The following is a 25,031-nucleotide window of genomic DNA, read 5'->3' on the forward strand; positions in this document are numbered from 1 at the left end:
TATAAAAAAAGATATTGACTATATGAGAGAAAAAGTAGAAAAATTGGCAAAAGAAATATGGGATATACATTCACTTTTATTACGGAAATAAATTTTTCAAGTATGTACTCCAAAAATATTAGACCTGTAAGAAGTTATGAATTTATGGTATAATATAAGTTAAGAAAGTTAATCGGATTTTTAATGGTGCTTAGCACAAGGAGAAAAGAAATGTCTGACTTTGGAAAAATTATTTTTAAGATAGACAAAGTTTTAGAGGATAAAAACATAAGCAAAAATAAATTAGAAAAAGAAGCAAATCTTCAAAGAACACAGCTTAATTCTTATTGCAATAATAAGGTGAAAAGAATTGACTTAGAGACACTTGCAAAGATATGTTGTGTTTTAGATTGCAAGGTTGAAGATATAGTGGAGTATGTGAGGTGATTAGATGAACAGGTATGAGATTATTCAAAAAATAGGCGATAAGTATCAAATTGGTAATACTGAATCTGGAGAATTTAGTTATGTACAAGCATTAAGAAATATCGGTAAAAGTATTAAAGATTATCAAAAGGGTGATACTGATACGAATCATCAATATTTAGATATACGATTTGAAAATGATAGACTGGCTATTTTAGTAGAAACAAAAAATAGTTTTAGTAGATGGGATCATAATAAAATTAGAAAACAACTTCAAGACTATGTAAGGTATGAAAAAGCATATTCTGATAAGAAAATAATTGCCATATTAATAGAAACCGATGGAGATGATATCTGGGTTTGGCACGGACAATCAGTAATTATAGATGAAGAACATAGGAAAGTGCAAGAGAACGTCTTAAAAACTTTTGAAGAATATGAGAATATAGTTTTTGGTAAAGTTAATGACAAAATTAAAGTTGTTGATTCCATAAAAGTTCTAAATGAAATGTTACATTCTGATGGTGTAAATGAAAAATTAAGGAGCCAATTTGTAGGTACTTGCCTACTAGCTCTAAAGAATGGTTTGTATTATAAAAATCTAAAACCGACTTTAGATCCAGATACAGGAAAGGAAATTACTCAAGAAAAAATAATCATTAAGAGTATAAAGAGTATTCTATCAGGCTTATTATCTAGAAATCAGGATGTTGATACTTTGAATAAAGCGGGTAAATTATCAGTTTTAAGTAACAAAGTTTTAGATGACCAAGATATAACTAGTTTGACTTATGATGAATTGCAAAAAATATTAGAATTTATAGATAATAATATTATTCCTTTTATTAATGATTCAAATACAGCTGGACAAGATTTGCTAAACTTATTCTTTACGACATTTAATAAATATGTTGGCAAATCAGATAAAAATCAGGCTTTTACACCTGACCATATTTGTGATTTTATGTGTAAAGCTGTAGGAGTAAATAAAAATTCAAGAATATTAGACCCTTGTTCTGGGTTTCGTGTCATAATAGTGATAGAGGCAAATAGTTATGTAAATATAAGGAGTTCAAGACTTCTACCAAAGTTTAAAACTCAAAAAATAAATAGTTGGTGTGCTGCTTAGAGTATCCATTTTAATAATGGATATTGTAAATAGCATACCAATAAAACTAAAGATTCTTTAAAGAGTCTTATTTTGTGATGAAAATTTAATATGTAAATTTCAGACGATAGAAAGTAATTCTGTCGTCTTTTTTAGTATGACGGGCATGTTCTAATGCTGGGGTGAAATTCCCTAAAGAGCGTAGTTGTCGACGAATCCCATAGCGACTTGCAAGTTTTAGATGGTGACATCTAGGAGAGAAGAAGCAATAGCGAAATCGTGGCTTGACGAACAGGAACAGAATATAAGGCGTAAAAGGTGGGCAAGTTAGCTAAAGATAACAAAGTCCCAAAAGACAACCGTAAACCCAAGGCGTAAATTCTGCAAGTAAACGATGAAAGTATTAGAACTTATCCCGTGAGGTCTCACTAGCGATGTAGTAGTAACAACGAATAGTGAGAAGTCAGCAGAATCCATAGTAGCGAAGAAGTTTCTGTAATGGAAATGGAGCAAAGGGAGGAACGATATTTATTGTGATATTTGAAAAGGGTGCACTATGACTTGATGGAACACAAGGAATGACGTATTCATTTCTCATGGTTCAGATACAAAAAGAATAAAGTTAAATAGATACATCAGAAATAAATAATATGACACAAGAAAATATCGAACCGCCGTATACCGAACGGTACGTACGGGTGGTGTGAGAGGGGCTATAAATTAGCCCCTACTCGATTTTCAAAGAAAGGAGGTAAGGATGAATTTTGATTATTTTTATAATAGGCAATCTGAGATGTACAACTTCATTAGGTTACCTATGGTATTAATGGAAGATGAGATTTTTGAGAGCATTTCTATTGAAGCTAAAGTTTTGTATTCATATATGCTTAATCGAATGGGTCTTTCATATAAAAATGGCTGGATAGATGAAGATGGAAAAGTCTTTATTTACTACACAATTGAAAGTATAAAAGATCAATTTAATTGTGCCAGTGAAAAAGCAAATAAATTAATAGCTGAGCTTGATATTAAATCAGGAATAGGACTGATTGAAAAGAAAAGGCAAGGACTTGGAAAGCCTAACAGAATTTATGTTAAAGACTTTATGAGCATATTTAATAATATGGAATTAAAAAATCAAGAAGTTCGAAAAACAAAATTCCAGAAGTTCGATAATCGAAATTCAAGAGATTCGAATATCGAAAGTCAAGATTTTCGAAAATCGGAAGGTAACTATAACAATATTAGTAATAATGAGTTAAGAAAGAATGATTTTAGTAAAGGGCAAAAACCTTATGGAATATATAAAAATATATTTTTGACTGATGAAGAATACAAGGACTTAACAAATGAGTTAGGAAGTAGAATTAATGAATACATTGATAGATTGTCGTCATATATGAAAGCAAATAACAGAGAGTATCAAGACCACAAGGCAACGATAATCAATTGGTATCTTAATGATCAGGCAAAAAACATTAATGATAATACAACAAGGAAAATGAATTACGATATAGGAGAGAGTTTATGAAAAGCTTAAAAGATTTTGTATTAAGAGAAAATGATATTGAAAGAAATGGACATATCTATTGCAAGGTATGTGGTAAAAGAGTAGATGGAGAATTAGTTGACCTTGGCTTTACAAAGTTTATTCCCATAATTAAATGTGAATGTGAAATAAAGAGAGATAAGGAAAATGAAGAAAGAGAAAGACTGATGAAAATATCGTCATTGAAAAGAGATTGTTTTTCATCGCCGCTCCAACACAAATATACTTTTGAGAAATTCTTAAATGAAAAAGGTCAAGCTTACAAGGTTGCCTATAATTATGCTAAAAGTTTTGAACAAATGAGGGAAGACAATGTTGGACTTTTATTTTATGGAGATGTTGGCAGTGGAAAAACTTACCTTGCTTGTGCAATAGCAAATGAATTAATTGAAAGAGAACAAGTTAGAGTTAAGATTTTGAATTTGTCTCAGGTAATAAATCAAATACAAAAATCTGCATTTAAGGTTGATTCAAACGAAATTATAGATAACCTATCAAATATTCCATTGTTAATATTAGATGACCTTGGAATTGAAAGGGATACATCTTATGCAAGAGAACAAGTATATAACATTATAAACTCAAGATACCTAAAGGGTAGGCCGACAATTTTTACTACAAACTTATCATTGGAAATAATTCAAAATCCTAATATTGACCTTGAGTATCAGAGGATATATTCAAGAATACTTGAAATGACAATACCAGTTAAAGTTACTGGAGAAGATTTTAGAAGAAAAATCCATCAAGAGAAGTTAAGAAAATACAAAGAGTTACTTTTATATGGAGGTGGAATAGATGATTAATGAAGAAGTATCTAGGTCGAGCCTTAATCTTGAAGTAAGGCTTGCAAAAGCAACAAGTAAAGCAATTCTTGATGCCTTAAAGAAAGTACACAAGCAAATAGAAGAACAAGGAGGCTTGAAAAATGTAATAAAAAATAACGGAGAAGAAGTAAAGCTAAAAGATATGGTTAAAAAGGGACAGTTAGAAGAAATCAATCTAAAAGATCCTGAGTTAAAAGGACTAAAGAAAATTTTAAATAAACACGGAGTGAAGTTTTCTGTTATGAAAGATAAGGAAACTGGTAACCACTCTGTGTTTTTTCAATCTAAGGATATAAAGGTAATGGAACACGCCTTTAAAAAAGCAGTTAAGGCTTCTGAAAGAAAGGCCGATAGAAAAGATTCAATAACGAAGACTATAAATAAGTTTAAAGATATGGCTAAGGATACCATTAGCAAAGATAAAGTTAAAAATAAACATAAGGAGCAAAGCTTATGATAAGTAATTTAAAAACATTTGAAAATAAAAATTTTGGGAAACTCACTGTTATAGAAAAAGACGGTGAGTTTTTCTTTATAGCAAATGAAGTAGCAACTATGTTAGGATATGTTAATCCAAGAAAAGCTGTTTATGACCATGTAGACGAGGAAGATAAGGGTGTAACGAAATGGAACACCCCTGGAGGAATACAGAATATTTCAATAATTAATGAATCAGGATTGTATTCACTTATCCTTTCATCAAAACTACCACAAGCAAAAATATTCAAAGCTTGGGTAACTAGAGAAGTCTTACCAAGTATTAGAAAAAATGGAGGATATATAGCTGGTCAAGAAAAGAAAACTAACGAAGAGCTACTTGCAGATGCAATTCTTGTAGCCAATAGAATTATTGCCGAAAGAGAAGAAGAAAATGAAGTATTAAGACCAAAGGCAGACTATTATGACAAATTAGTAGATTATAACCTACTTACAAACTTTAGAAATACTGCCAAAGAGTTAGGAATACCACAAAACCAGTTTATAAGATTTTTAATGGATAAGGGATTAATTTATAGAGATAAGAAAAAGAAACTCTTACCTTATGCAGATAAGAACAAGGGATATTTTGAAGTAAAAGAATGGGTTGATCCGCTAGGGACACTTGTAGGAATACAAACATTTATAACACCAAAGGGAAGACACTACCTACTAATTTTATTAGATAGTGAAGGTTTCTACGATGAATAAGATATTAGAAGCCATTCTTTCTGATATTAAAAACTTAATTAAAATAGACAACCCAAAGAAATTTATATTATCAAACATTCCTTATTTATCCTTTTTCTACATTGGAAATATCTTTTCTAAGCACATCAATTCTTATGTTGGAGGAGATATTATTGATAGATTAATGGTGGGAATTTCTGATATAGGAACTTTATCTTATATACCAAGCCTTAATCCAAGGGACTTGTTAGTAGGTATATCAGTTGCTGCTACTGTTAAGCTAATTGTTTATAGTAAAGGTAAAAATAAAAAGAAATATAGGCAAGGCAAAGAGTATGGATCTGCAAGATGGGGAGAAAGTAAGGATATTGCTCCATACATTGACCCTAAGTTTGAAAACAATGTTCTTATAACTAATACCGAAAGACTTACAATGAACTCAAGACCTAAAAACCCTAAATATGCTAGAAATAAAAATGTATTAGTAATAGGTGGTTCTGGATCAGGTAAAACGAGATTTTATGTAAAGCCAAATCTAATGCAAATGCACTCTTCCTATGTAGTAACAGACCCTAAAGGGACACTTGTGTTAGAGTGTGGAAAAATGCTCTACGAAAATGGATATGACATAAAGATTTTAAATACAATAAACTTTAAAAAATCTATGAAATACAATCCCTTTGCTTATTTGAGAAGTGAAAAAGATATTTTAAAACTTGTCCAAACAATTATCGCCAACACCAAGGGAGATGGAGAAAAGGCAGGAGAAGATTTCTGGGTGAAGGCTGAAAAGCTATATTACACTGCTCTCATCGGTTATATCTATTATGAAGCACCAGAAGAAGAAAAGAACTTTAAGACACTTTTGTATATGATTGATGCAAGTGAGGTTAGAGAAGATGACGAAACCTATATGAACCCAATTGATAGACTCTTTGAAGCTCTTGAAAAGAAAGATCCAAGTCATTTTGCAGTTAAGCAATATAAGAAATATAAGCTGGCAGCAGGAAAAACTGCTAAGTCAATTCTAATATCTTGTGGAGCAAGACTTGCACCTTTTGATATAAGAGAGCTTAGAGAGCTAATGAGTGAAGATGAATTAGAGCTTGATAAAATTGGAGATAGGAAAACTGCCTTGTTCGTAATAATATCAGATACTGACGATACTTTTAACTTTGTAGTTTCAATAATGTATTCTCAATTATTTAATCTACTATGTGATAAGGCAGATGATGTGTATGGTGGAAGACTTCCAGTTCATGTTAGGTGTCTACTTGATGAGTTTGCAAATATAGGTTTAATTCCTAAATTTGAGAAACTAATAGCGACAATTCGTTCAAGAGAAATATCAGCAAGCATAATACTGCAAGCACAATCTCAATTAAAAGCAATCTATAAAGACCATGCAGATACAATAGTTGGTAACTGCGACTCCACACTCTTTTTAGGAGGAAAGGAAAAAACAACAGTAAAAGAGTTATCTGAAACTTTAGGAAAAGAAACCATAGACCTATATAACACATCAGAAACAAGATCCAACCAAAAATCTTTTGGTCTAAATTACCAAAAGACTGGTAAGGAACTTATGAGCCAAGATGAAATAACTGTAATGGATGGCGGTAAGTGTATATACCAGCTAAGAGGCGTAAGACCTTTCTTATCTGATAAATTTGATATTACAAAGCATAAGAATTATAAGTTATTAGAAGATTATGATAAGAAAAACTTGTTTGATGTGGAAGAGTATCTAACAAATAGAGATAAGGTAAAGTTAAAATCAAGTTATAAAATAAATAGGTTAAACATTTGATTTTATGGAGTAAGCAAAATGTGTGAAAATAGAAAATCATCTTTAATTATATTAAATATAAATAGTGAGCAGTTTATTTTGGAAAGTGATACAGAACTCACTATGGATAAGAAAAATTATATTGAAGCAATATGTGAGACAATGTACGATGAAAGCAATGAATGGTATGAAGATATATATGATATGTCTCCATATGATATAGCTGAGCTATTTGAAAAAACAGTAAAGGACGAAGTAGGAATAACTGTTAAATTTAAAGCGATAGACCTTGAAGTATCGATTTTAGAAGACTAGAAATAAGGTATTAATAGGCGATAGAAATTAAAAACTCTCAAGGGAAATATCAGCAAGTATAATACTTCAAGCACAATCTCGATTAAAAGCAATTTACAAGGACAATGCAGATACAATAGTTGATAACAATGATTCTACATTCTTTCTAGGTGAAAAGAAACTATAGACTTATATAACACATCGGAAACAAGATCAAATCAAAAATCTTTTGGTCTAAATTACTAAAAAAGTGGAATGGAACTTATGAGCCAAGATGAAATAACTGTTATGGATGGAGGCTCGTGTATATACCAGCTAAGGGTAGTAAGTCTTTTACTATCTGATAAATTTGATATTACAAAACATAAGAATTACAAGTTACTGGAAGATTATGATAAGAAAAACTTGTTTTATGTGGAGGATTATTTGAAAGCTAAAGATAAGCCTATTACTAGAGAATCTACAAATATTATTAAGATTTTAGAATAGAGGTTAAGGGTATATAAAATGTATCAAGATAAAATTATTGCAGGAGAATAAAATGGAGCATGAATTAAATATAAAATTTACTAATAAAGCTATGAAAAAATTAGGGAAAATGGAAAGCACAAAAAAAGAAAAATTTCTTACAAAAATTAAGAACAATGTTTATATGTTTATAGAAGGAGAGAAAAGTGGCTTAATCCAGGAACACTTTTTTAAAAAAATTAGGGGGTTTGATTCTTCACTATATATTCTAAGATTAGATCAGAATAATAGAGCAATATTATCTATTGAAGATGATCCTATTTTTGGTAGAATGGATGTCATCATATATGCACTTACAAATCCAGGAGAGTATAAGAAAGAGATAAGTAGTATTATGGAATCTCTTTATCAAAAAATGCTTAATGAAGATTATGATGATAAGGAGGAGAACTAATGGCAGAAATTAAGGGATTAGTAGATAATTTAGGTGTGATTCACGAATGCAATAAAGTTATACCAGAAAAATTTAAGTTAAAGTTAGTGGAAGTATTGGCAGAACTTGAAGATAATGAGTGCCATAAAACAAATAATTTCCCCAAGTCTGAACTGCACAAAATTGAAGGGGTAAAAAAAATATATCGAGCATATATTGATAAAATTTCTGGATGGCGATTGCATATTCAATATGGAGATGACAAGAGGATTTATCTTTGTGAGGTGTTAAACCCTAAAGAACATGATAGAGGTACAAGTAAAAAAGCCATAAAAAGTAAAAAAAATAGATATTTCTAATTTTTGCTATTAATATAGGACGATAGAAATTAAAAACTCTATCGTCTTTTTTTATACTCAAAATTAGGAGGTTAAGATGGTAAGGATAAGAAGTCCCACTTAAAATAATTTAATATATAAGGCATTTAGCGGTTGAAATTTAAGTTCAGCCGCTTTTTTAATTGAAATTTATAGATTAAGGAGAAGAAATTAATGGATAGAGAAATGATAAATATTAATGCAAATTTAGTTAAGGAAGCTGAATTTTCAGAATTTGAAAAAGATGGAGAAAGTGTTCAAGTAGCAAATTTTGCTCTTGTAAAAAAATATGGAAAGGGAAAAGAATATATAAATTGTTCAGTATATGGAGAAAAGGTAGAAATTGCAAAAGAATTTGAAAAAGGAGATCTAATCCATGTCTTTGGATATTTCAAAGAAAACAAAAAAGGAGATAAGGTCTACAAGAATTTTATAGTTAAATCACTAAACAAAATAGAAAATAAGAAAGAAAACGAGGAGGAATAATATGGAATTTTTTACAGCTGGAGTTGGAGTTTTAAAGACACTTGTAACTGCAATTGGTGCAGGTTTAGGAGCATGGGGAGTTATTAACTTAATGGAAGGTTATGGTAATGATAACCGTGCGACACGTTCATAAGTGAAAAGCTTATGCACTAAGTCGAAGGACTGAAAGTTCAAAACTTAGGAGAACTGGCAATCTGATAGGTAGAATGACGGGGTAACGCCCTGAAATGCCTACACTGATACTCCGATTGGCAATGAAAATTAGACTATTTCATTGTCAAAAGCTCGGTGAAGTCGGCAGAGAGTAGCCGTAAGACTGATATTAACATCAGACACGAAAGCTGTTCAGAGGTGGACGGTGCTACCTATATGTCGGGTGTCGAATACGCATGGTGAGAATGTGTATACCAAAGCACTGACGTACTTCCGAATGTACAAGTCTAAACGTTTGAATTTGCCTAACGGCAATTCCCATCAAAGATGGGGTGTTTGTGGATGAGTAAGAATGGTTGTTATGAAAATCCATATATCGTTACAGGCGATATGGTGAAAACTAAACACAGGCTTAGAGGAAGAACCTAAACGTATTCAAAGATAAGATTGTCGGAACGTGGTAAGCCAAGAGCATGGAAGCAGTCTAATGCTAATGAAGTGTTGAATGGGAAAATGACTGTAAAAAAACAGCATATAACCATTCTTCATCTCGGTGAAAGTGGTGGCACAGTACCTATGAAGCGAAAATAATAAGTTCGTGGAGGGATAGCCACCAGTCACAGGAAAGTACAAGAACTGAAATTAAGACAAACACAGCTTCGAGTATGACAAAGAAAATCAAATCCGAAAGGAGATGGTGACTGTGTCCACTTCGAAACAAACACTGAAACAAAACAAAATCCGTTATACGGAATACTATGACTTGCAAAAAGTCCTTGATGATTTATATGAAGATAGCGGTAATAATAAAGTATTTTCAAATTTAATGGAGTTGATAACTTCAAGAGAAAATATTAAACTTGCCTATCGTAGTATAAAAGGGAACAAAGGAAGTCATACGGCTGGGGTAGATGGCAGAACAATAAAACATCTATCAAGGCTAAATGAAGAAGAATACATTTCTCTCATACAAAAACAGTTTCATTGGTATAAGCCACGCCCTGTAAAGAGAGTGGAAATGCGAAAGCCTAATGGGAAAATTAGACCTTTAGGAATACCAACTATTGTAGATAGAATTGTACAAAAATGTATCTTGCAAATATTAGAGCCGATATGTGAAGCCAAGTTTCATGACAGTTCCTATGGGTTTCGACCTAACAGGAGTACGGAACACGCTATTGCAGAATGTGCAAGACTAATGCAGATACAGCACTTACACTATGTAGTCGATATTGATATACAAGGGTTTTTCGATAACGTATATCATGCAAAGCTCATAAGGCAGCTTTGGAATTTAGGAATCCAAGACAAAAAGTTACTTTGTATCATTAAGGAAATGCTTAAAGCAGACATAGTTATGCCCGATAAAATGGTAATTACACCAACAAAGGGAACACCACAAGGCGGAATATTATCACCGCTACTATCTAATGTAGTCTTGAACGAATTAGATTGGTGGGTTTCATCTCAATGGCTGACAATGCCTACGCATTATCCATATAAACAGAGAACGAACAGTCAAGGAACAGAGATAAAAAGCCATACTTACAGAGCTTTAAGAACAAGCAACCTAAAAGAAATATATATTGTAAGGTATGCTGATGATTTTAAGATATTTTGCCGTAATTACTACGATGCAAAAAGAACCTATCAGGCAGTTACAAAATGGTTGCAAGACCGATTAAAACTAAATGTGAGTGAAGAAAAATCTAAAATAACAAATCTAAAACAAAGGTATTCGGAGTTCTTAGGATTTAAGCTTAAGGTTAAACCAAAAGGCAAAAAGTTTGTTGTACAGTCGCATATAAGTGATAAGGCACTGAAAAATGCAAAAGAAAATATTTCTAAATGTGTTGCGGATATAAAAAGACCTGCAAACGAAAAGGAACAGTACAAAGCAATAGCCAAGTATAATGCCACTGTTTCAGGCTTGCATAATTACTACCAAATAGCAACAAATGTAAGTTTGGACTTTGCTAAAATAGCCTTTCACATTAAAAAGCAGATGAACAACAGACTTGATATTAAAACCAGTGGAACGCTAAACAAAGGATTTATCAAAGAAAAATATGGAAAAAGTAAACAGCTTCGCTTCCTTAATGGACATCCGCTAATTCCAGTTGGATATATTAGGACAAAGGACGCAAAACACAAGAAAAAGGTTGTAAATAAATACACTGTAAAGGGTAGAGCTTTTATTCATAAAAATCTGCAAATTGATGTAGATACACTTGTTTGGTTGATGAGACATCCTGTACTTGATAAGAGTATAGAGTTTGCAGACAACAGAATCTCGCTCTTTGCAGCTCAATATGGCAGATGTGGGGTAACAGGTGTAAAACTTACACCAAACGATATACATTGCCATCACAAGATACCGCTTGAACAAGGCGGTACAGACAGTTATAGCAACTTAATTCTTGTTACAGAAGCAGTTCATATACTTATCCATGCAACAAAAGAAGATACAATCCAAAAATATATAAAAGAGCTTGGCTTAACGGTCAAGCAGATCGAGAAATGTAATAAGCTTAGAAAAATGGCAGGATTGCCACTAATTTAGAAAAAAATAATTTGTTACGAAGTGTGTAAGTCTTAGTTAAAACGTGAAAATCTTTCTTGTGATGGAACGCCGTGTGCGGTGAAAGTCGCATGCACGGTGTGAAGTGGGGGAAAATCCGGAGATAACATCAAAGGATTACCTATCACTATCTGGTGCTAAATCTCAAGGTATTAAGCAGCTTATGGCTGGTGGAGGAATTGTGCTAATCGGTATCAAATTAATTCCACTACTTGCAAATGCTTTAAAATAGGAGAAAGTCTATGTTTGGTATCTTTGACAAGCTAACTGAATTTTTTAAGGATATGCTACTCGGAGGTATCAAAGCAAATCTTGAGTCCATGTTCTTAGATATAAATGACAAGGTAGGAGTTATTGCAACTGATGTTGGGAAGACACCAATGGGTTGGAATGGAGAAGTGTATAACTTCATAAAAAACATTAATGATAATGTGATCGTTCCAATAGCAGGTCTTATCATAACAGCAGTATTATGTATTGAACTCATAAATATGGTTATGCAAAAGAATAATATGCATGATACAGATACTTTTGAGTTTTTCAAATACATTATAAAGATGTTTATAGCAGTCTACCTTGCAAGCCATGCCTTTGAATTTTCAATGGCAGTCTTTGATGTGGCACAAAATCTTGTAAACAAAGCGGCAGGGGTAATCACTACTTCTGCCACTGTTTCAGGAGATCAGATAGTTGCAATGGTTGATACATTAAAAGAAAAAGAAATAGGTGAGCTTTTAATGATATTAGTTGAAACAAGCCTAGTGAGGATTGCAATTCAATGTATATCTTTAACTATTACCTTAATAGTATATGGGCGTATGTTTGAAATATATGTCTACTCATCAGTATCATCCATACCATTTGCGACTATGGGAAATAAAGAATGGGGTCAGATTGGAACAAATTATATCAAGGGACTTTTTGCCTTGGGACTACAAGGTTTGTTTTTGATGGTATGTTTAGGTATCTACACCGTTTTAATAAGAACGGTACAGGTTACAGATATTCACACAAGCTTGTTTAGTATATTAGGATATGCTCTACTACTTGGACTTATGATGTTTAAGAGTGGAACAGTTGCAAAAAGTATTATGAATACGCACTAGGAGGAATAAATGTTAAAAAAGAAAAATTGTGCTTTATTGGGACTTGGAATTTTATTAGGAGGAACTTATGAGATCTTAAAAGAGAAAAAAAGAAATGAAGAGATTAGAAACTTAAAGAAAAGAATAAATAGACTTGGAAGATGTCATAATGAATTTATTATGTATCAAGGAGAATATAATGATAGAAATGAAGAAAAACAAGAAGAATTAGAAGAAAGAATTAGCTACCTGGAAGAGGAAACAACATCTAATTATGACCATATACTTGAACTTTCTAAAGAAGAAGTAGAGGGAGATTAAAATGGCGTATGTACCAATACCAAAAGATTTGGACAAGATTAAAACAAAGGTTGCCTTTAACTTAACTAAAAGACAACTTATAGGTTTTTCTGTGGCAGGACTAATTGGCATACCAACCTATTTATTTATGAAGAAATATCTACCTAATGATGTTTCTATCATTGTAATGCTAATAGTAACCCTGCCAATCTTTTTTATAACCTTATATGAAAAAGACACCTTAACTTTTGAAAAGTATTTTAAATTTTTCTATCTTCATAAGTTTTATCAACCTACTAAGAGAATAAGAAAGGAGGCATACCTTGAAGCAAAGAAAAAAGCAAATCAGCGACTTAAATCTAAGGGAAAAACAATTAAAAAAAGACCGAAAGGAAGTAAGAAAGCTAAAAACAAAGAAAGATCCAACAAATAGTCTTCTAAGTGTAATTTTAAATAAAGAGAAAAAGAGATTTACAGTTGAGGATACAATTCCATATATAAGAATGTTACCAGAGGGCATTTGCCAGTTAGATGAAAAAAATTATTCAAAGACAATTTCATTTCAAGATATAAATTACCAGTTGGCATTGGAAGAAGATAGAGATTTAATCTTTAACCAATTTGCCAACTTTTTAAATTCTTTTGATCCGAGTGTCCACATTGAACTTTCATATGTAAATCAATTAGGAAGAAATAAAGACCTACAAGACGCAATTAAAATTGCTGATAAGGGAGACTTTTATGACGATGTAAGAAAAGAGTTTAGGGAGATGTTAAAGCTTCAACTTGCAAAGGGCAATAACGGACTTAAAAAGATGAAGTATATAACCTTTACCACAGAAGCCGATAACCTAGAGCAAGCAAGAGCAAAGTTAAATAGACTTGAAGTAGATATTTTATCCAACTTTAAATCTATGGGAGTAAGAGCAGAGAGTCTTGATGGAGAAGAAAGACTAAGACTTGTTCACGATATGTTAAATCCAGACAAAAACTTTGATTTTTCATATAAAGATTTGAAGAAAAAAGAGTCTACAAAATCACATATAACTCCTAATATCTTTAATTTTACACCAGCAAATAATTTTAAATTTGGCAAATTCATTGGAGCAGTAAGCCATTTTCAAATACTTGCAAGCGAGTTATCAGACAGAATGTTATCTGAGTTTTTAGATATTGATGACAATATTTATGTAGCTTTTCATATAGATGTAGTTGAACAAGCAGAAGCTATTAAACTCATTAAGAGAAAAAATACAGACTTGGACAGAATGAAAATTGAAGAACAAAAGAAAGCAGTTCGTGCTGGATATGATATGGATATTATCCCTTCAGATATAAATACTTTTGGAGCTGATGTTAAGTCCATGTTATCTGACTTACAAAATAGAGATGAAAGGCTCTTTGTAGTTACCATAGTAATGATGAATTTTGCTAGGACTAATCAAAAATTAGAAAACACTATTGCTCAAATTTCATCAATTGCTAATAGACATAATTGTCAGGTAAAAAGATTATCTCACCAACAAGAACAAGGACTTGTTTCTGCCTTACCTTTAGGAGTTAATCAAGTAGAAATAAAAAGATTTTTAACTTCATCATCAACGGCAGTATTTATGCCTTTTACAACAGAAGAGCTATTTATTGATTCAGCAAATTCTTTGTACTATGGCTTAAATGCCCTTAGCCAAAACTTGATTATGGCAGATAGGAAGAAACTAAAGAACCCTAACGGATTAATATTGGGAACACCAGGTTCTGGTAAATCTTTCTCAGCAAAGAGAGAGATGGCAAATGCAATTCTTGTAACAGACGATGATGTAATTATTTGTGATCCTGAGGGCGAGTATTCAAACCTTGTAAAACAATTTAATGGAGAAGTTATTAAAGTTTCGGCAAAGTCAAAGGACTATCTAAATCCACTAGATATTAATATGAACTATGGAGATGGGGACGCACCTTTAAAGGATAAGGCAAACTTCATAATGTCTATGCTTGAACTTGTAGTAGGAGGATCTGGTCTTACTGCTGCAGAAAAATCTGTTATAGATAGGTGTTTACCAAAGATATACCAAAAATATTTTGAAGACCCAAAACCAGAAAATATGCCAATATTAGGAGATTTATACGATATGCTCCTATCTCAAGAAGAGGGAGTTGGTAGGAAGCTCGCAACAGAAATGGAAATTTATGTTAAGGGAAGTCTTAATGTCTTTAATAACAGGTCAAATGTTGACTTAAATAGACAACTGCTCTGCTTTGATATAAAAGAGCTAGGAACACAACTTAAAAAAATAGGTATGCTTGTCATTCAAGACCAAGTTTGGAACAAGGTTTCCCTAAATAGAGGAAGTAAGTCTACAAGATACTATATAGACGAGTTCCACCTTTTATTAAAAGACCCACAAACAGCTTCATATTCGGTAGAAATTTGGAAAAGATTTAGAAAATGGGGTGGTATTCCAACAGGTATAACTCAAAACGTAAAAGACCTTTTAACAAGTCAGGAAATTGAAAATATCTTTGATAATACAGACTTTGTTCTAATGCTAAATCAAGCATCTGGAGATAGAGATATACTTGCTAAGAAATTAAAAATATCGCCTTATCAGTTAAACTATATTACTAATTCAAATGCAGGTGAGGGACTCTTATTCTTCGGAAATACTATTGTTCCCTTTATAGATAAATTCCCTAAGGACACCATGCTATATAAGTTAATGACAACAAAACCAGAAGAAGCTAAGTAGGTGTGATATGGATAAAAAACTAAAAAAAGATTTTCAAAAGAAAATTATACGAAATAGGGACGCTCCTGAAAAGAATATTGATAGTAAACTTGTTCATTCAGATGATTATACCAATAAGATAATTAAAACTAAGGATAGGTTCGGAGATAAAATTTCAGAAAAAGAATCTAAACTTATTCATGAGAATGTATTAGCTAAAGATCAAAAACAAGATAAACTAAAAGATTTTCAGAAGTCTAAAAACAAGGAAAGAATTAGAAAAGAAGTTTTAGATAATAAGGATAAGGCTAATGAAGTTAAACAGACTAATCTTGAAATAAAGACAGATGAAAGCTTTAAACTTGATGAAGACTTAGATGTAGACTTCAAAAAGGTGAATTTTGATAGTGAAAACAGTAGAAATATTAATTCTAATAAATTAACAACAGATGATATTTCAGCTAAGGCTCAACCAATAAGTAATAAAAAGGTATCAATTAAAAGACAAGTTCTTAAAAATTATGAGGATAAACTTATCCATAGTAAGTATAAATTCCAAGACAAAATCAACGAGAAAGAGTCTAAGCGAATCTACACAAGTGAAGATAAACCTATCGGAGCAAATAAAAGCAAGAGAGTATATAGAAAAGATAAGCTTGTTAAAGATGAAGTAAGCAAGAACGACAGTAATGCCAATATCGATAAAAAGCAAAAGCAAAAGCTTTATCAAGAAAAGAAGTTTAGAGATAAGGTAAAAATTTCTAAAGAGATAGATAAAGAAAACAAGCTAAGCGAAGTTGATACAGATAAAACATTTGATAATCCTGAATTTAAAGACAATAATCAAGAATTTATAAAAGATGAAAAGGAAACAAGCCTTAAACCCTCAGAACAAAAGAAAGTTAATAAAAAGAAGACTTACTACAAAAGAAAAAATTATGAAAGTGATAAATTCACTCGTAAGAAAATCGATGACTTAAAAAACGAATCTAAGAAAGCTGCAAGAAAAGATTCTAAGAAGGCACAAGATGTTAAAGATTTTATCTCAGATAAAAAGATTGGAGAGCTTGAAAAGTCTAAAAGCAAGCTAAAGGATAATATTTTAAAGAATAAAACTAAAGGAAGTCTATCCTCTGGGGTTCTATTATCTGGAGCTAAGTCTTCAGAATTAGTGAGAGATTATCTAAGTTCAGGATCTGACAATACTGGTGTAGAATCTGGAGAAAAGGCCGCTAATGTAAGCTCTAAACTCCAGCATGGAATAAGGAAGTATAAGATAGACAAAAAGAAAAAGTCCTTAAAAAAGCTATCTAAACTTGATAAAAAAATAAGAAAGAGAAAAAGCAAGCTGGAGTTTAAAAGCGGCTTGGAAGATTTAAAAAAATCAGATGCTTATATAAAGAAAAATAGATTTAAAAAGTTTTACCAAAGAAAACAAATGAAAAGCATGATATCTAAAAAGCACGAAACAAGACTTGTAGATAGAGTTAAAAAAGCTATTTTAAGTTTAGGTAAGGCTTCTAAAGAGCTAATCGTAAGAAAAAGTAAGATGGTTCTATTTCTAGTAATAGGACTAGGTCTTATGATATCAATCATGATTGGTGGTGGAAGTGTTGGTATGAGTGGACTAAGCAATTCAGTAAACTCATTAATGACAACAACATACCTATCACAAGACACAGTTCTAAGTGAAGTTAATCAAGAATTTTCATCAATGGAGTATGACCTACAATCACAAATCGAAAGTGTAAAAACAAGTCATCCTGGATATGACGAATATATCATAAACAAAGAAGGAGAAATTGGTCATAATACTCATGAACTTTTATCCTATATAACTTCAAGATGTGGGGAAGTAAAATCAGCATCTGAAGTAAAAGGAATTTTAAAAGAGCTTTTCGACAAGATGTATAAGCTTGATTTTAAAGAAGAAATTGAAATTAGAACAAGAACAGTAGCAAGGACTAGATATGATAGTCGTGGCAATCCTTATACTAGCTATGAAAAAGAAGAGTACGAATACAAAAAGTTAATTGTAACTTTAAAGAAAAAAGAAATGGATGAAGTTGTTAGGGAAATATTTAAAGATTATCCAGACAATGTAGTTCATTATGAAGCTCTTCTTGAAGCTAAGGGGAATATGGGAGATGTTTTTGGATCAGGTAATGGGGACTTAGGAGAAATAGTAGATAATCCAAACTTTGGAAATCCTGGTCTTGCTTTTGATTCCGCTACTGCCAAGGCTCTTTTTAATGAAGCAGAAAAACATATAGGCAAAAGATATGTGTTTGGAGCAAGTGGACCATCTAACTTTGACTGCTCAGGATTTGTATGTTGGTCATTTACAAAGTCTGGTGTAAAGAGAATGCCAAGAACAACTGCATGGAGAATATACAAAGACTATTGTAATCCAGTAAGTCCAAGTGAAGCTCAACCTGGAGATATTATATTTTTCCACTCAACATATAACAGTGGAACTCCAATATCTCACGTAGGAATATACGCAGGTAACGGAATGATGATTCACGCAGGAGATCCAATTCAATACACATCAATAAATTCAAAATATTGGAAATCACACTTTTATGGTTTTGGAAGACCAAGATAGAAGGGAGATATTATGTGAACAGAAAACTTATAAGTATTAGGAACAAAAAGAAAAAAATAGAAGAGAAATTAAAAGATTTAAATGCAAAATACAAGGAAATTTGCGATGAAGAAATACAAGCTGAAAATGAAGAAATAATTGTAACTCTTAGGAGGAACAATATTAGCTTGGAAGAATTAATGGAGAAAATCAATGACAGAAAAAGAGAAGAGAAATTAAAAGAAAAGGAGAACATTCATAATGAAGAAATTTAATACGAACAGACTAAGAGCCTTTTTTATGGCTCTTTTATTAATTTTGACATCAACTGTGCATACAAGTGCATTTGCAAAGTCTGATGTTACTTGGACGGAAGATGATTTTATGTATTCCTCTGAGGGAAATATAATTGCCTTTAGTGATAAAGGCTTAGAAAAGAAAGAAAAGACAAATATTCTAGTATTTCCTGAAGGAACGAAGTCTGTAAATGGAAATTATTCTTTAAGTCATTCAAACGATGAACTTAGATATAAAAGAGAATTTGGACGTGGCAAACATTGGGATAAAGTAATTATTCCTGATTCTGTTAAGCATTTAGGTTATGCTGCCTTTTTCGATGCAAGTATAGACGAGGTAAAACTATCAAATAGTCTAACTTACCTTGGTGGTTTAGCATTTTTCAATTGTGGACTTAGAGAAGTGACTTTACCTGATAATTTGGTAAATATTGAACATAATGCTTTTGAAAGAAATAATCTTCAAGAAATAACTATACCGAAGTCTGTGAAGACAATTGAACAATATGCTTTTTCAAAAAATAAATTGCACACTGTAAAAGTTTTAGGCAATCCAACTATTAATAGTAAGGGAGTATTCCACAATCAAGAAGTTGAATATAGACCAAAACAAAATCCATTTTACGAAAATCATTTTGGTTTCAACGGAAATCAAGGATTCAAATCTATTCCTAATGGATTAAGGTTTAAAAATGGAGAGTTTGTCTTTGATAAGAATGTAGATAGTGTAGAACTTGAATTTGATTATAACAATGATATGTATCAAGGAAAGATGACTATATACAATCCAAATAAATATTCCATTGATACTCAAACTGATTTAACAGGTCATGATATTGATGAAAAGGACAATAAGATTGATGATTTAACTAAAAATATTAAGGACTTAGAAAATCAGATCAAAGACTTAAATAATAAGAAACAAGAAGACCAATCAAAGATAGATGAATTAAAGAAAAAGTTAGAATCTTGCAAAGATAATGGAGAAAAACTAAAACAAGAAAAGTCTAAGCTAGAAGAAGAGATTAGAGATAAAGATAATAAGATTGCTCAATTGAATAAAGAAATTGAGAATCTTAAAAATTCTAATAATGATGAACTAATAGCAGAAATTACTCAGCTTAAAGATGAATTAAAAAGATTACAAGATGAAAATGCAAAACTTAAAGAAAATTATTCATCTACAAAATGGGAGTTAGAAGCTGAGAAAGAAAAGGCTGATAAAAACGAAAATAAAATCAAAAAAATGCAAGAAAAGCTTGAGTCTTTAGAAGGGGAACTTGCAAAGAAGACTAAAGAAATTGAAGATAAAGATAATAGAATTAAGGACTTAGAAAAAGCTCTTGATGAAAAAGATACTAAGATAAAAGACCTCGAGTCTAAAAAGAAAGAAACAGAAAATTCTAAGTCAGAATGTTGTAAGAAAATTGAAGAGCTTCAAAAGGCTATTGATAGCTTAAAAGAATCTTCTGAAAATACAAAAAAAGAATTAGAAGAGAAGATTAAAGGACTAGAAGAAAAACAAAAAGCTTCTGAAGAAGAAATTAAAAAGCTAAAAGAAGAGTTAGATAAGAAAATTGAAGAAGCAAAGAAGTTAATCGAGGAAGCAAATAAAAAAGCTAAAGAAGAGCTTGAAAAGCAAGCTAAAGATGAAAAAGATAAAAATCTAAACCAAGACTTATCTAAGAAATTAGATGAACTTCTAAAACTCCAAAAAGAAAACAAAGAAAAGAAAGAAGATAAGAAATCTCAAGATAAGAAGTGGGATGAACTTCTGAAAGCTGATGATAAGAACATCCTAAATCAATTTGATCTTAACAAGATGAAAAAGCAAGAGGAACAAAAATCCAAAAAACAAGTTAAAGATGAAAAAGAATTTGCAGTTTTCCAAGTAGACAAAAACTTTTATAACATTATCAACAAAGATGGTAAGACAACAGTCTATATGGATGTAAAAACTTATGTAGACCAAGGAAGAACTATGATTCCAGTTAGATATATTGCTTATACTCTAGGTTTTAATGTTGAGTATGACAACTCTACTCGTGAAGCTATTTTCTCAAATAAAGAGAATAATATCCTAGCTAAAAAGACATTAAGACTAAATATTGATACTGGTGTTATGAAAGATTCAGATGGAAAGGTCTACAATTCAGATGTTAAGCCAGTGATTATAAATGGAAGAATTCATGCTTCAATTTCAAATATTGCTAAAGCTTTTGGAGCAAGTCATGGAGATATTAAAGATGGCAAAAACCAAACAATAGAATGGGACAGTGCTAGAAAAGCAGTCTATGTATTTAAAAATGTAAAATAAGAAAGGATAGAAAAATGAATAAGAGCATTAAACGAGGAGTAGCCATAGCGTTACTCCTTTTTACATTTACAGTACCAGCAACTACATTTGCAATGACAAATGAAGGGCAAATAGAAAGTCAAAACGAATCAATCTATGAACCACAAAAAGAAGAATTTGAAAAAATGTTGAAAGCTGATGTTTTTACACCATCAAAAGAAGAGATTCCTTATCAAGATGTTCCAAGAATACCAGGAAATACAAGTGAAGCAACCAAGCCTTCAAATAATCCTCCAAAGAAAATACCACTTGTAAAAGGTGGTAATACTAAGGCAGTAAATAATCTTGCGACACAAGAAAATAAGGCAAGAGGTTCAGTAATTGAAAATGTAGATAGGAATGGAAAAGATATTACACCAAGTGGAGACACAGAAAAAGATAAAGAAAATCCAGTAGATGTAAGACAATTTTTAACATTTCAAACTAAAAGTGGAAAAACTATGCACCTAATAGTGGATCACTCATCAAATCAAGATAATGTAAGGCTATTGACAGAGGTAGGAGAGCAAGATCTACTTAATATGATTGAATCAGAAGATAAAAATACTATAAAGGTTGACGAGCCTAAGAAAGAAGAAGTAAAAAAAGAAGAACCTAAGACTGTTCCAGTAAAAGAAGAAAAGAAAAGTGGAATAGGTTCATTTCTAATTGTTGCACTTGTAATTGGAGGAGTTATAGGAGCAGGATATTATTTTAAAGTAGTCAAAGCTAAGGAAGATAAAATGTTGGAAGACTTTGAAGAAGATGATGAGGATTATATTAGTGAGTCAGAAGATGAGTCTGACAATGAAGAAAGTCATGAAGAATCACTAGATGAAGACGATGAAGATGAACTATTATAATAATTTTTAAAAGCTTGAGCGAGAAAGAAATCTTTCGCTCTTTTTTTATTTATGGAGGTATTAATGAAGTTAGTAATAGCAGAAAAGCCAAGTGTAGCAGTTACAATTGCAAAAGTAATTGGAGCAAGAACAAGAAAAAACGGATATTATGAGGGGAATGGATACATTGTTTCTTGGTGTGTAGGTCATTTAATTCAAATGGCAAGTCCCGAAAGACACGACGAAAAATGGAAGAAATGGACAATAGACACTCTTCCTATAATCCCAGAAGAATATATTTATGAAGTATCTAAAAGCACTAAGAAACAATATGGAGTTTTAAAGAAACTTTTAAACGATAAGAACATCGACACAGTTATAAATGCTTGTGATGCCGGAAGAGAGGGAGAGCTTATTTTTAGGCTTGTATATAATCAAGCTAAATGTAAGAAGAAGATTCAAAGACTTTGGATATCTTCAATGGAAAACAAGGCTATTGAAGATGGCTTTAGAAATCTTAAAGACGGAGAAAACTTTGAAGACTTATATAGATCGGCAAATGCAAGAGCCATTGCAGATTGGTTGGTAGGAATGAATCTAAGTAGGCTTTATTCTTGCATTTACAAGGAATCATATTCTGTTGGTAGAGTACAAACACCAACTTTATATTTAATTGCTAAAAGAGATAGTGAAATAAACCTATTTAAGAAGCAAAAATATTATACTGTAGACCTATCTTATGAAGGATTGAAGCTTGTATCAGATAGAATTGATAAAATTGAAGTTGCAGAACAACTATTAAATCTGCTAGAAGATGAAATAGTTATTACAGAGGTAGAAGATAAAGATATAAGCACAAAACCAGATAAGCCTTATGATCTCACTACCTTACAAAGAGAAGCAAATAAATATTTTGGATATTCAGCAAATGACACTTTAAATCTGGCACAAGGTCTGTATGAAAAAAAGCTAATCACATATCCAAGAACAGATAGTAGGTATTTAACCGATGATATGGTTAATACTATGAAAGAATTATTAGAAGGACTTGAAGATGATTTTAAAATCAATGAATCAAATTTTAAGTCTATTTTTAATTCATCTAAGGTTACAGACCACTATGCAATTATTCCTACTATATCATGTATTGGAAAAGCTAAAGATTTATCTGATAAAGAATGCAAAATCTACAATCTAATTAAGAATAAATTACTTGCTTCATGTTCGGATAACTTAAAGGAATCTAGTAGAAAAATCAGATATGAATATGATAAATTTAACTTCAATGCAAGTGGCAAGACTGTAATCGATGAAGGTTATACCAAGTATCTAAAGGTTTATGGAAAACAAAAACAAGAAAATGAATTACCAGATGTAAAGACTGGAGATAAAATTAAGCTAACTTCTAAAAATATATCTGAGAAATTCACAAAAGCTCCAAGTCATTATAATGAAAATACACTTTTAAAGGCTATGGAGAATGCAGGAGTAGAATCCTTGGATAAAGCTATAGAAGTAGAAAGAAAAGGCTTAGGAACACCAGCTACAAGAGCAGGAATTATTGAAAATCTTATCCATAAGGATCTCATAAGAAGAGATAAGAAAAATTTACTTGTAACAGAAAAAGGCAATAGGCTTGTATCGATTGTAGAGGATAAGTTTAAATCAGCAGAAACAACATCTGAATGGGAAATGAAACTTGCAAAGATTAGCTCTGGCGAAGTAGATAAAGAAGACTTTTTAAGAGAAATAGAAGATAGTATAAGGGAGCTTGTAGATAGGTACAAGAATAATCTCAATGAATAGGGTAAAAATATTAGAGCTTTTCGGTGGCATAGGTGCTATTAGAAAGGCTTTTATTAATTTAAAGATACCTTATGAAGTAGTTGATTATGTAGAAATAGATAAGGCTTGTGTTAAATCATATAATGAACTTTATGGAGAAGATTATAAAGCAAAATCAGTTGTAGGATATAAAGCTCCTAATGAGCAGATAGACTTAGTTATGCATGGAAGTCCTTGCCAAGACTTTTCAAGAATTGGAAAAAAGCAGGGAGGAGTAAAGAATTCAGGAACTAGATCAAGCTTACTATTTGAAACAATTAGAATAATCAAAGAAATGAAAGATAAACCTAAATGGATAATTTGGGAAAATGTAAAGGGAGTCCTTGATAGAAATATGAGGGACTCCTTTTTTATTTATCTAAGGGAGCTAGAAGACCTTGGATATACAAGCAAGTATGAAATCTTAAATGCAATGGACTTTGGGATACCTCAAAAAAGGGAGAGGATATTTGTTGTTTCATGTCTAGGAGCAAATAACTTTTCTTTTGATAAATTGGAGATAAAAGAAACTAGACCACTGAGTGAATTTTTAGAAAAGGATGTAAGTGAACTTTACACGATGACTCAACCTTATATGCTGAAATTTTTAAATAAAGGCATATATAATAGTTTTAGAGGGAGACTCAAAGTGATTAAAGATTTTTCTTATACTATTTCTACAAAACAAATGAGAGTACCAAATTCTGGAATAATAGATATTGGAAATGGTCAGTATAGGTATTTAACAGAAAGAGAATGTTTAAGACTCATGGGTTTTGATGACAGTGATATTAACAAACTAGAAGAAGCACATCCAAGAAGAAAAAATTGTACTTCAAGCAAGCTATATAAACAGGCCGGTAATTCTATTGTGGTTGATATTTTAATGGCTATTATAAAAGAAATTCATAGAATGGAGGTAGGAAATGCAAGTAAATGATTTTAAGAATATACAAGAAGCAATAAAGTATGAGGTTTTACAAGATGAAAAAGAATATTTAAAACTCTTAAAAGTTATAGGCAATAATCAGAAATATGATTTTTCCAGTCAATTAAGCATATACAACAAAGAACCTGACGCTAGAGCTTGTGCGACATTTGATATGTGGAAGAAATATTTTGGTCGAGTTGTTATGAGAGGTCAAAAGGGTATTCCAATTTTAGTTGGAAGTGATGTAAGTCAAAGAGTTTCATACATCTTTGATATTAGTCAGACAACATCAATGGATAGGAATATTAATGAGGTTAGCTTATGGCAGTTTGACCACGAAAACCATAACGAGGCTTTAAAAGAAATAATAAGAGATTCTTCATTTGAAGCTAGTGATTCAATCAATGAAAATATATTTTCTTTAAGTCGAATTTATGGAGACGAATATATTAATTTGGCTCTTGCTGA

22 protein-coding genes and 3 pseudogenes are annotated in these 25,031 nt (G+C 31.4%); all 25 read left to right on the forward strand.

Annotated elements, in window-relative coordinates; translation table 11 throughout:
- The first annotated feature begins 210 nt into the window (after window positions 1-210).
- Window positions 211-426 (forward strand): helix-turn-helix domain-containing protein, encoded by a 216-nt coding sequence (locus ACLGL1_RS06185; protein WP_411007874.1) that lies wholly within the window; start codon window positions 211-213, stop codon window positions 424-426.
- A gap of 4 nt (window positions 427-430) precedes the next feature.
- Window positions 431-1,534 carry a hypothetical protein gene (locus tag ACLGL1_RS06190; protein WP_411007875.1) on the forward strand — a complete coding sequence of 368 codons (1,104 nt, stop codon included), beginning with the start codon at window positions 431-433 and terminating at the stop codon, window positions 1,532-1,534.
- A gap of 736 nt (window positions 1,535-2,270) precedes the next feature.
- Window positions 2,271-3,044: a replication initiator protein A gene (locus tag ACLGL1_RS06195; RefSeq protein ID WP_071152507.1), complete on the forward strand. Its 774-nt coding sequence runs from the start codon at window positions 2,271-2,273 to the stop codon at window positions 3,042-3,044.
- Window positions 3,041-3,868, forward strand: a complete 828-nt coding sequence (locus ACLGL1_RS06200; RefSeq protein ID WP_411007876.1) for an ATP-binding protein — start codon at window positions 3,041-3,043, stop codon at window positions 3,866-3,868. The genes ACLGL1_RS06195 and ACLGL1_RS06200 overlap by 4 nt, the downstream gene beginning before the upstream one ends.
- A complete protein-coding gene (locus ACLGL1_RS06205; RefSeq protein WP_127245010.1) occupies window positions 3,861-4,346 on the forward strand; it encodes a PcfB family protein in 486 nt (161 codons plus the stop codon). The genes ACLGL1_RS06200 and ACLGL1_RS06205 overlap by 8 nt, the downstream gene beginning before the upstream one ends.
- Window positions 4,343-5,077, forward strand: coding sequence for a BRO family protein (locus tag ACLGL1_RS06210; protein ID WP_127245011.1), 735 nt, complete (start codon window positions 4,343-4,345; stop codon window positions 5,075-5,077). Before ACLGL1_RS06205 ends, ACLGL1_RS06210 begins: the two co-directional genes overlap by 4 nt.
- A complete protein-coding gene (locus ACLGL1_RS06215) occupies window positions 5,070-6,866 on the forward strand; it encodes a VirD4-like conjugal transfer protein, CD1115 family (protein ID WP_127245012.1) in 1,797 nt (598 codons plus the stop codon). The genes ACLGL1_RS06210 and ACLGL1_RS06215 overlap by 8 nt, the downstream gene beginning before the upstream one ends.
- Before the next feature lie 18 nt (window positions 6,867-6,884).
- Complete coding sequence (locus ACLGL1_RS06220) at window positions 6,885-7,160, forward strand: hypothetical protein (protein ID WP_127245013.1); 276 nt, start codon at window positions 6,885-6,887, stop codon at window positions 7,158-7,160.
- Window positions 7,161-7,197: 37 nt separating this feature from the next.
- Window positions 7,198-7,628: pseudogene (locus ACLGL1_RS06225) on the forward strand (TraM recognition domain-containing protein); the annotation flags it as partial.
- A 52-nt stretch (window positions 7,629-7,680) separates the two neighbouring features.
- The gene (locus ACLGL1_RS06230) at window positions 7,681-8,061 is read left to right on the forward strand and encodes a hypothetical protein (protein ID WP_012797148.1); all 381 of its coding nucleotides are present in this window, start codon (window positions 7,681-7,683) and stop codon (window positions 8,059-8,061) included.
- Window positions 8,061-8,399 carry a hypothetical protein gene (locus ACLGL1_RS06235; protein ID WP_012797149.1) on the forward strand — a complete coding sequence of 113 codons (339 nt, stop codon included), beginning with the start codon at window positions 8,061-8,063 and terminating at the stop codon, window positions 8,397-8,399. Before ACLGL1_RS06230 ends, ACLGL1_RS06235 begins: the two co-directional genes overlap by 1 nt.
- 192 nt (window positions 8,400-8,591) lie before the next feature.
- Window positions 8,592-8,903 (forward strand): single-stranded DNA-binding protein, encoded by a 312-nt coding sequence (locus tag ACLGL1_RS06240; protein WP_127245014.1) that lies wholly within the window; start codon window positions 8,592-8,594, stop codon window positions 8,901-8,903.
- A gap of 1 nt (window position 8,904) precedes the next feature.
- Window positions 8,905-9,033, forward strand: a pseudogene (locus ACLGL1_RS06245) (Maff2 family mobile element protein); the annotation flags it as partial.
- Between the two features lie 726 nt (window positions 9,034-9,759).
- Complete coding sequence (ltrA, locus tag ACLGL1_RS06250; RefSeq protein ID WP_411007877.1) at window positions 9,760-11,619, forward strand: group II intron reverse transcriptase/maturase; 1,860 nt, start codon at window positions 9,760-9,762, stop codon at window positions 11,617-11,619.
- 151 nt (window positions 11,620-11,770) lie between these two features.
- A pseudogene (locus ACLGL1_RS06255) lies at window positions 11,771-11,869 on the forward strand (Maff2 family mobile element protein); the annotation flags it as partial.
- 10 nt (window positions 11,870-11,879) lie between these two features.
- Window positions 11,880-12,743, forward strand: a complete 864-nt coding sequence (locus tag ACLGL1_RS06260; protein WP_127245015.1) for a VirB6/TrbL-like conjugal transfer protein, CD1112 family — start codon at window positions 11,880-11,882, stop codon at window positions 12,741-12,743.
- Window positions 12,744-12,752: 9 nt separating this feature from the next.
- A complete protein-coding gene (locus tag ACLGL1_RS06265) occupies window positions 12,753-13,043 on the forward strand; it encodes a hypothetical protein (RefSeq protein ID WP_411007878.1) in 291 nt (96 codons plus the stop codon).
- 1 nt (window position 13,044) lies between these two features.
- Complete coding sequence (locus ACLGL1_RS06270) at window positions 13,045-13,455, forward strand: PrgI family protein (RefSeq protein WP_004827263.1); 411 nt, start codon at window positions 13,045-13,047, stop codon at window positions 13,453-13,455.
- A complete protein-coding gene (locus ACLGL1_RS06275) occupies window positions 13,367-15,769 on the forward strand; it encodes a VirB4-like conjugal transfer ATPase, CD1110 family (RefSeq protein ID WP_411007892.1) in 2,403 nt (800 codons plus the stop codon). The genes ACLGL1_RS06270 and ACLGL1_RS06275 overlap by 89 nt, the downstream gene beginning before the upstream one ends.
- A 7-nt stretch (window positions 15,770-15,776) precedes the next feature.
- Complete coding sequence (locus ACLGL1_RS06280) at window positions 15,777-18,356, forward strand: CD1108 family mobile element protein (RefSeq protein ID WP_411007879.1); 2,580 nt, start codon at window positions 15,777-15,779, stop codon at window positions 18,354-18,356.
- 14 nt (window positions 18,357-18,370) lie between these two features.
- Complete coding sequence (locus tag ACLGL1_RS06285; RefSeq protein WP_127245020.1) at window positions 18,371-18,610, forward strand: hypothetical protein; 240 nt, start codon at window positions 18,371-18,373, stop codon at window positions 18,608-18,610.
- On the forward strand, window positions 18,597-20,948 hold the full coding sequence (locus tag ACLGL1_RS06290; RefSeq protein ID WP_127245021.1) for a leucine-rich repeat protein: 2,352 nt from the start codon (window positions 18,597-18,599) through the stop codon (window positions 20,946-20,948). The genes ACLGL1_RS06285 and ACLGL1_RS06290 overlap by 14 nt, the downstream gene beginning before the upstream one ends.
- Window positions 20,949-20,962: 14 nt before the next feature.
- The gene (locus tag ACLGL1_RS06295) at window positions 20,963-21,829 is read left to right on the forward strand and encodes a CD1107 family mobile element protein (protein WP_411007880.1); all 867 of its coding nucleotides are present in this window, start codon (window positions 20,963-20,965) and stop codon (window positions 21,827-21,829) included.
- Window positions 21,830-21,892: 63 nt separating this feature from the next.
- On the forward strand, window positions 21,893-23,614 hold the full coding sequence (locus ACLGL1_RS06300) for a DNA topoisomerase 3 (protein WP_127245023.1): 1,722 nt from the start codon (window positions 21,893-21,895) through the stop codon (window positions 23,612-23,614).
- Entirely contained in the window at window positions 23,607-24,572 is a 966-nt protein-coding gene (locus tag ACLGL1_RS06305; RefSeq protein WP_411007881.1) for a DNA cytosine methyltransferase, read from the forward strand. Before ACLGL1_RS06300 ends, ACLGL1_RS06305 begins: the two co-directional genes overlap by 8 nt.
- Window positions 24,573-25,031 lie beyond the last annotated feature (459 nt).

The organism is Peptococcus simiae (genome assembly GCF_046569735.1).
Lineage (GTDB): Bacteria > Bacillota > Peptococcia > Peptococcales > Peptococcaceae > Peptococcus > Peptococcus simiae_A.

Coding starts and splice junctions, on each gene's coding strand:
- ACLGL1_RS06185 (WP_411007874.1), top strand. CDS start 211: ATGTCTGACTTTGGAAAAATTATTTTTAAGATAGACAAAGTTTTAGAG.
- ACLGL1_RS06190 (WP_411007875.1), top strand. CDS start 431: ATGAACAGGTATGAGATTATTCAAAAAATAGGCGATAAGTATCAAATT.
- ACLGL1_RS06195 (WP_071152507.1), top strand. CDS start 2,271: ATGAATTTTGATTATTTTTATAATAGGCAATCTGAGATGTACAACTTC.
- ACLGL1_RS06200 (WP_411007876.1), top strand. CDS start 3,041: ATGAAAAGCTTAAAAGATTTTGTATTAAGAGAAAATGATATTGAAAGA.
- ACLGL1_RS06205 (WP_127245010.1), top strand. CDS start 3,861: ATGATTAATGAAGAAGTATCTAGGTCGAGCCTTAATCTTGAAGTAAGG.
- ACLGL1_RS06210 (WP_127245011.1), top strand. CDS start 4,343: ATGATAAGTAATTTAAAAACATTTGAAAATAAAAATTTTGGGAAACTC.
- ACLGL1_RS06215 (WP_127245012.1), top strand. CDS start 5,070: ATGAATAAGATATTAGAAGCCATTCTTTCTGATATTAAAAACTTAATT.
- ACLGL1_RS06220 (WP_127245013.1), top strand. CDS start 6,885: ATGTGTGAAAATAGAAAATCATCTTTAATTATATTAAATATAAATAGT.
- ACLGL1_RS06230 (WP_012797148.1), top strand. CDS start 7,681: ATGGAGCATGAATTAAATATAAAATTTACTAATAAAGCTATGAAAAAA.
- ACLGL1_RS06235 (WP_012797149.1), top strand. CDS start 8,061: ATGGCAGAAATTAAGGGATTAGTAGATAATTTAGGTGTGATTCACGAA.
- ACLGL1_RS06240 (WP_127245014.1), top strand. CDS start 8,592: ATGGATAGAGAAATGATAAATATTAATGCAAATTTAGTTAAGGAAGCT.
- ACLGL1_RS06260 (WP_127245015.1), top strand. CDS start 11,880: ATGTTTGGTATCTTTGACAAGCTAACTGAATTTTTTAAGGATATGCTA.
- ACLGL1_RS06265 (WP_411007878.1), top strand. CDS start 12,753: ATGTTAAAAAAGAAAAATTGTGCTTTATTGGGACTTGGAATTTTATTA.
- ACLGL1_RS06270 (WP_004827263.1), top strand. CDS start 13,045: ATGGCGTATGTACCAATACCAAAAGATTTGGACAAGATTAAAACAAAG.
- ACLGL1_RS06280 (WP_411007879.1), top strand. CDS start 15,777: ATGGATAAAAAACTAAAAAAAGATTTTCAAAAGAAAATTATACGAAAT.
- ACLGL1_RS06290 (WP_127245021.1), top strand. CDS start 18,597: ATGAAGAAATTTAATACGAACAGACTAAGAGCCTTTTTTATGGCTCTT.
- ACLGL1_RS06295 (WP_411007880.1), top strand. CDS start 20,963: ATGAATAAGAGCATTAAACGAGGAGTAGCCATAGCGTTACTCCTTTTT.
- ACLGL1_RS06300 (WP_127245023.1), top strand. CDS start 21,893: ATGAAGTTAGTAATAGCAGAAAAGCCAAGTGTAGCAGTTACAATTGCA.
- ACLGL1_RS06305 (WP_411007881.1), top strand. CDS start 23,607: ATGAATAGGGTAAAAATATTAGAGCTTTTCGGTGGCATAGGTGCTATT.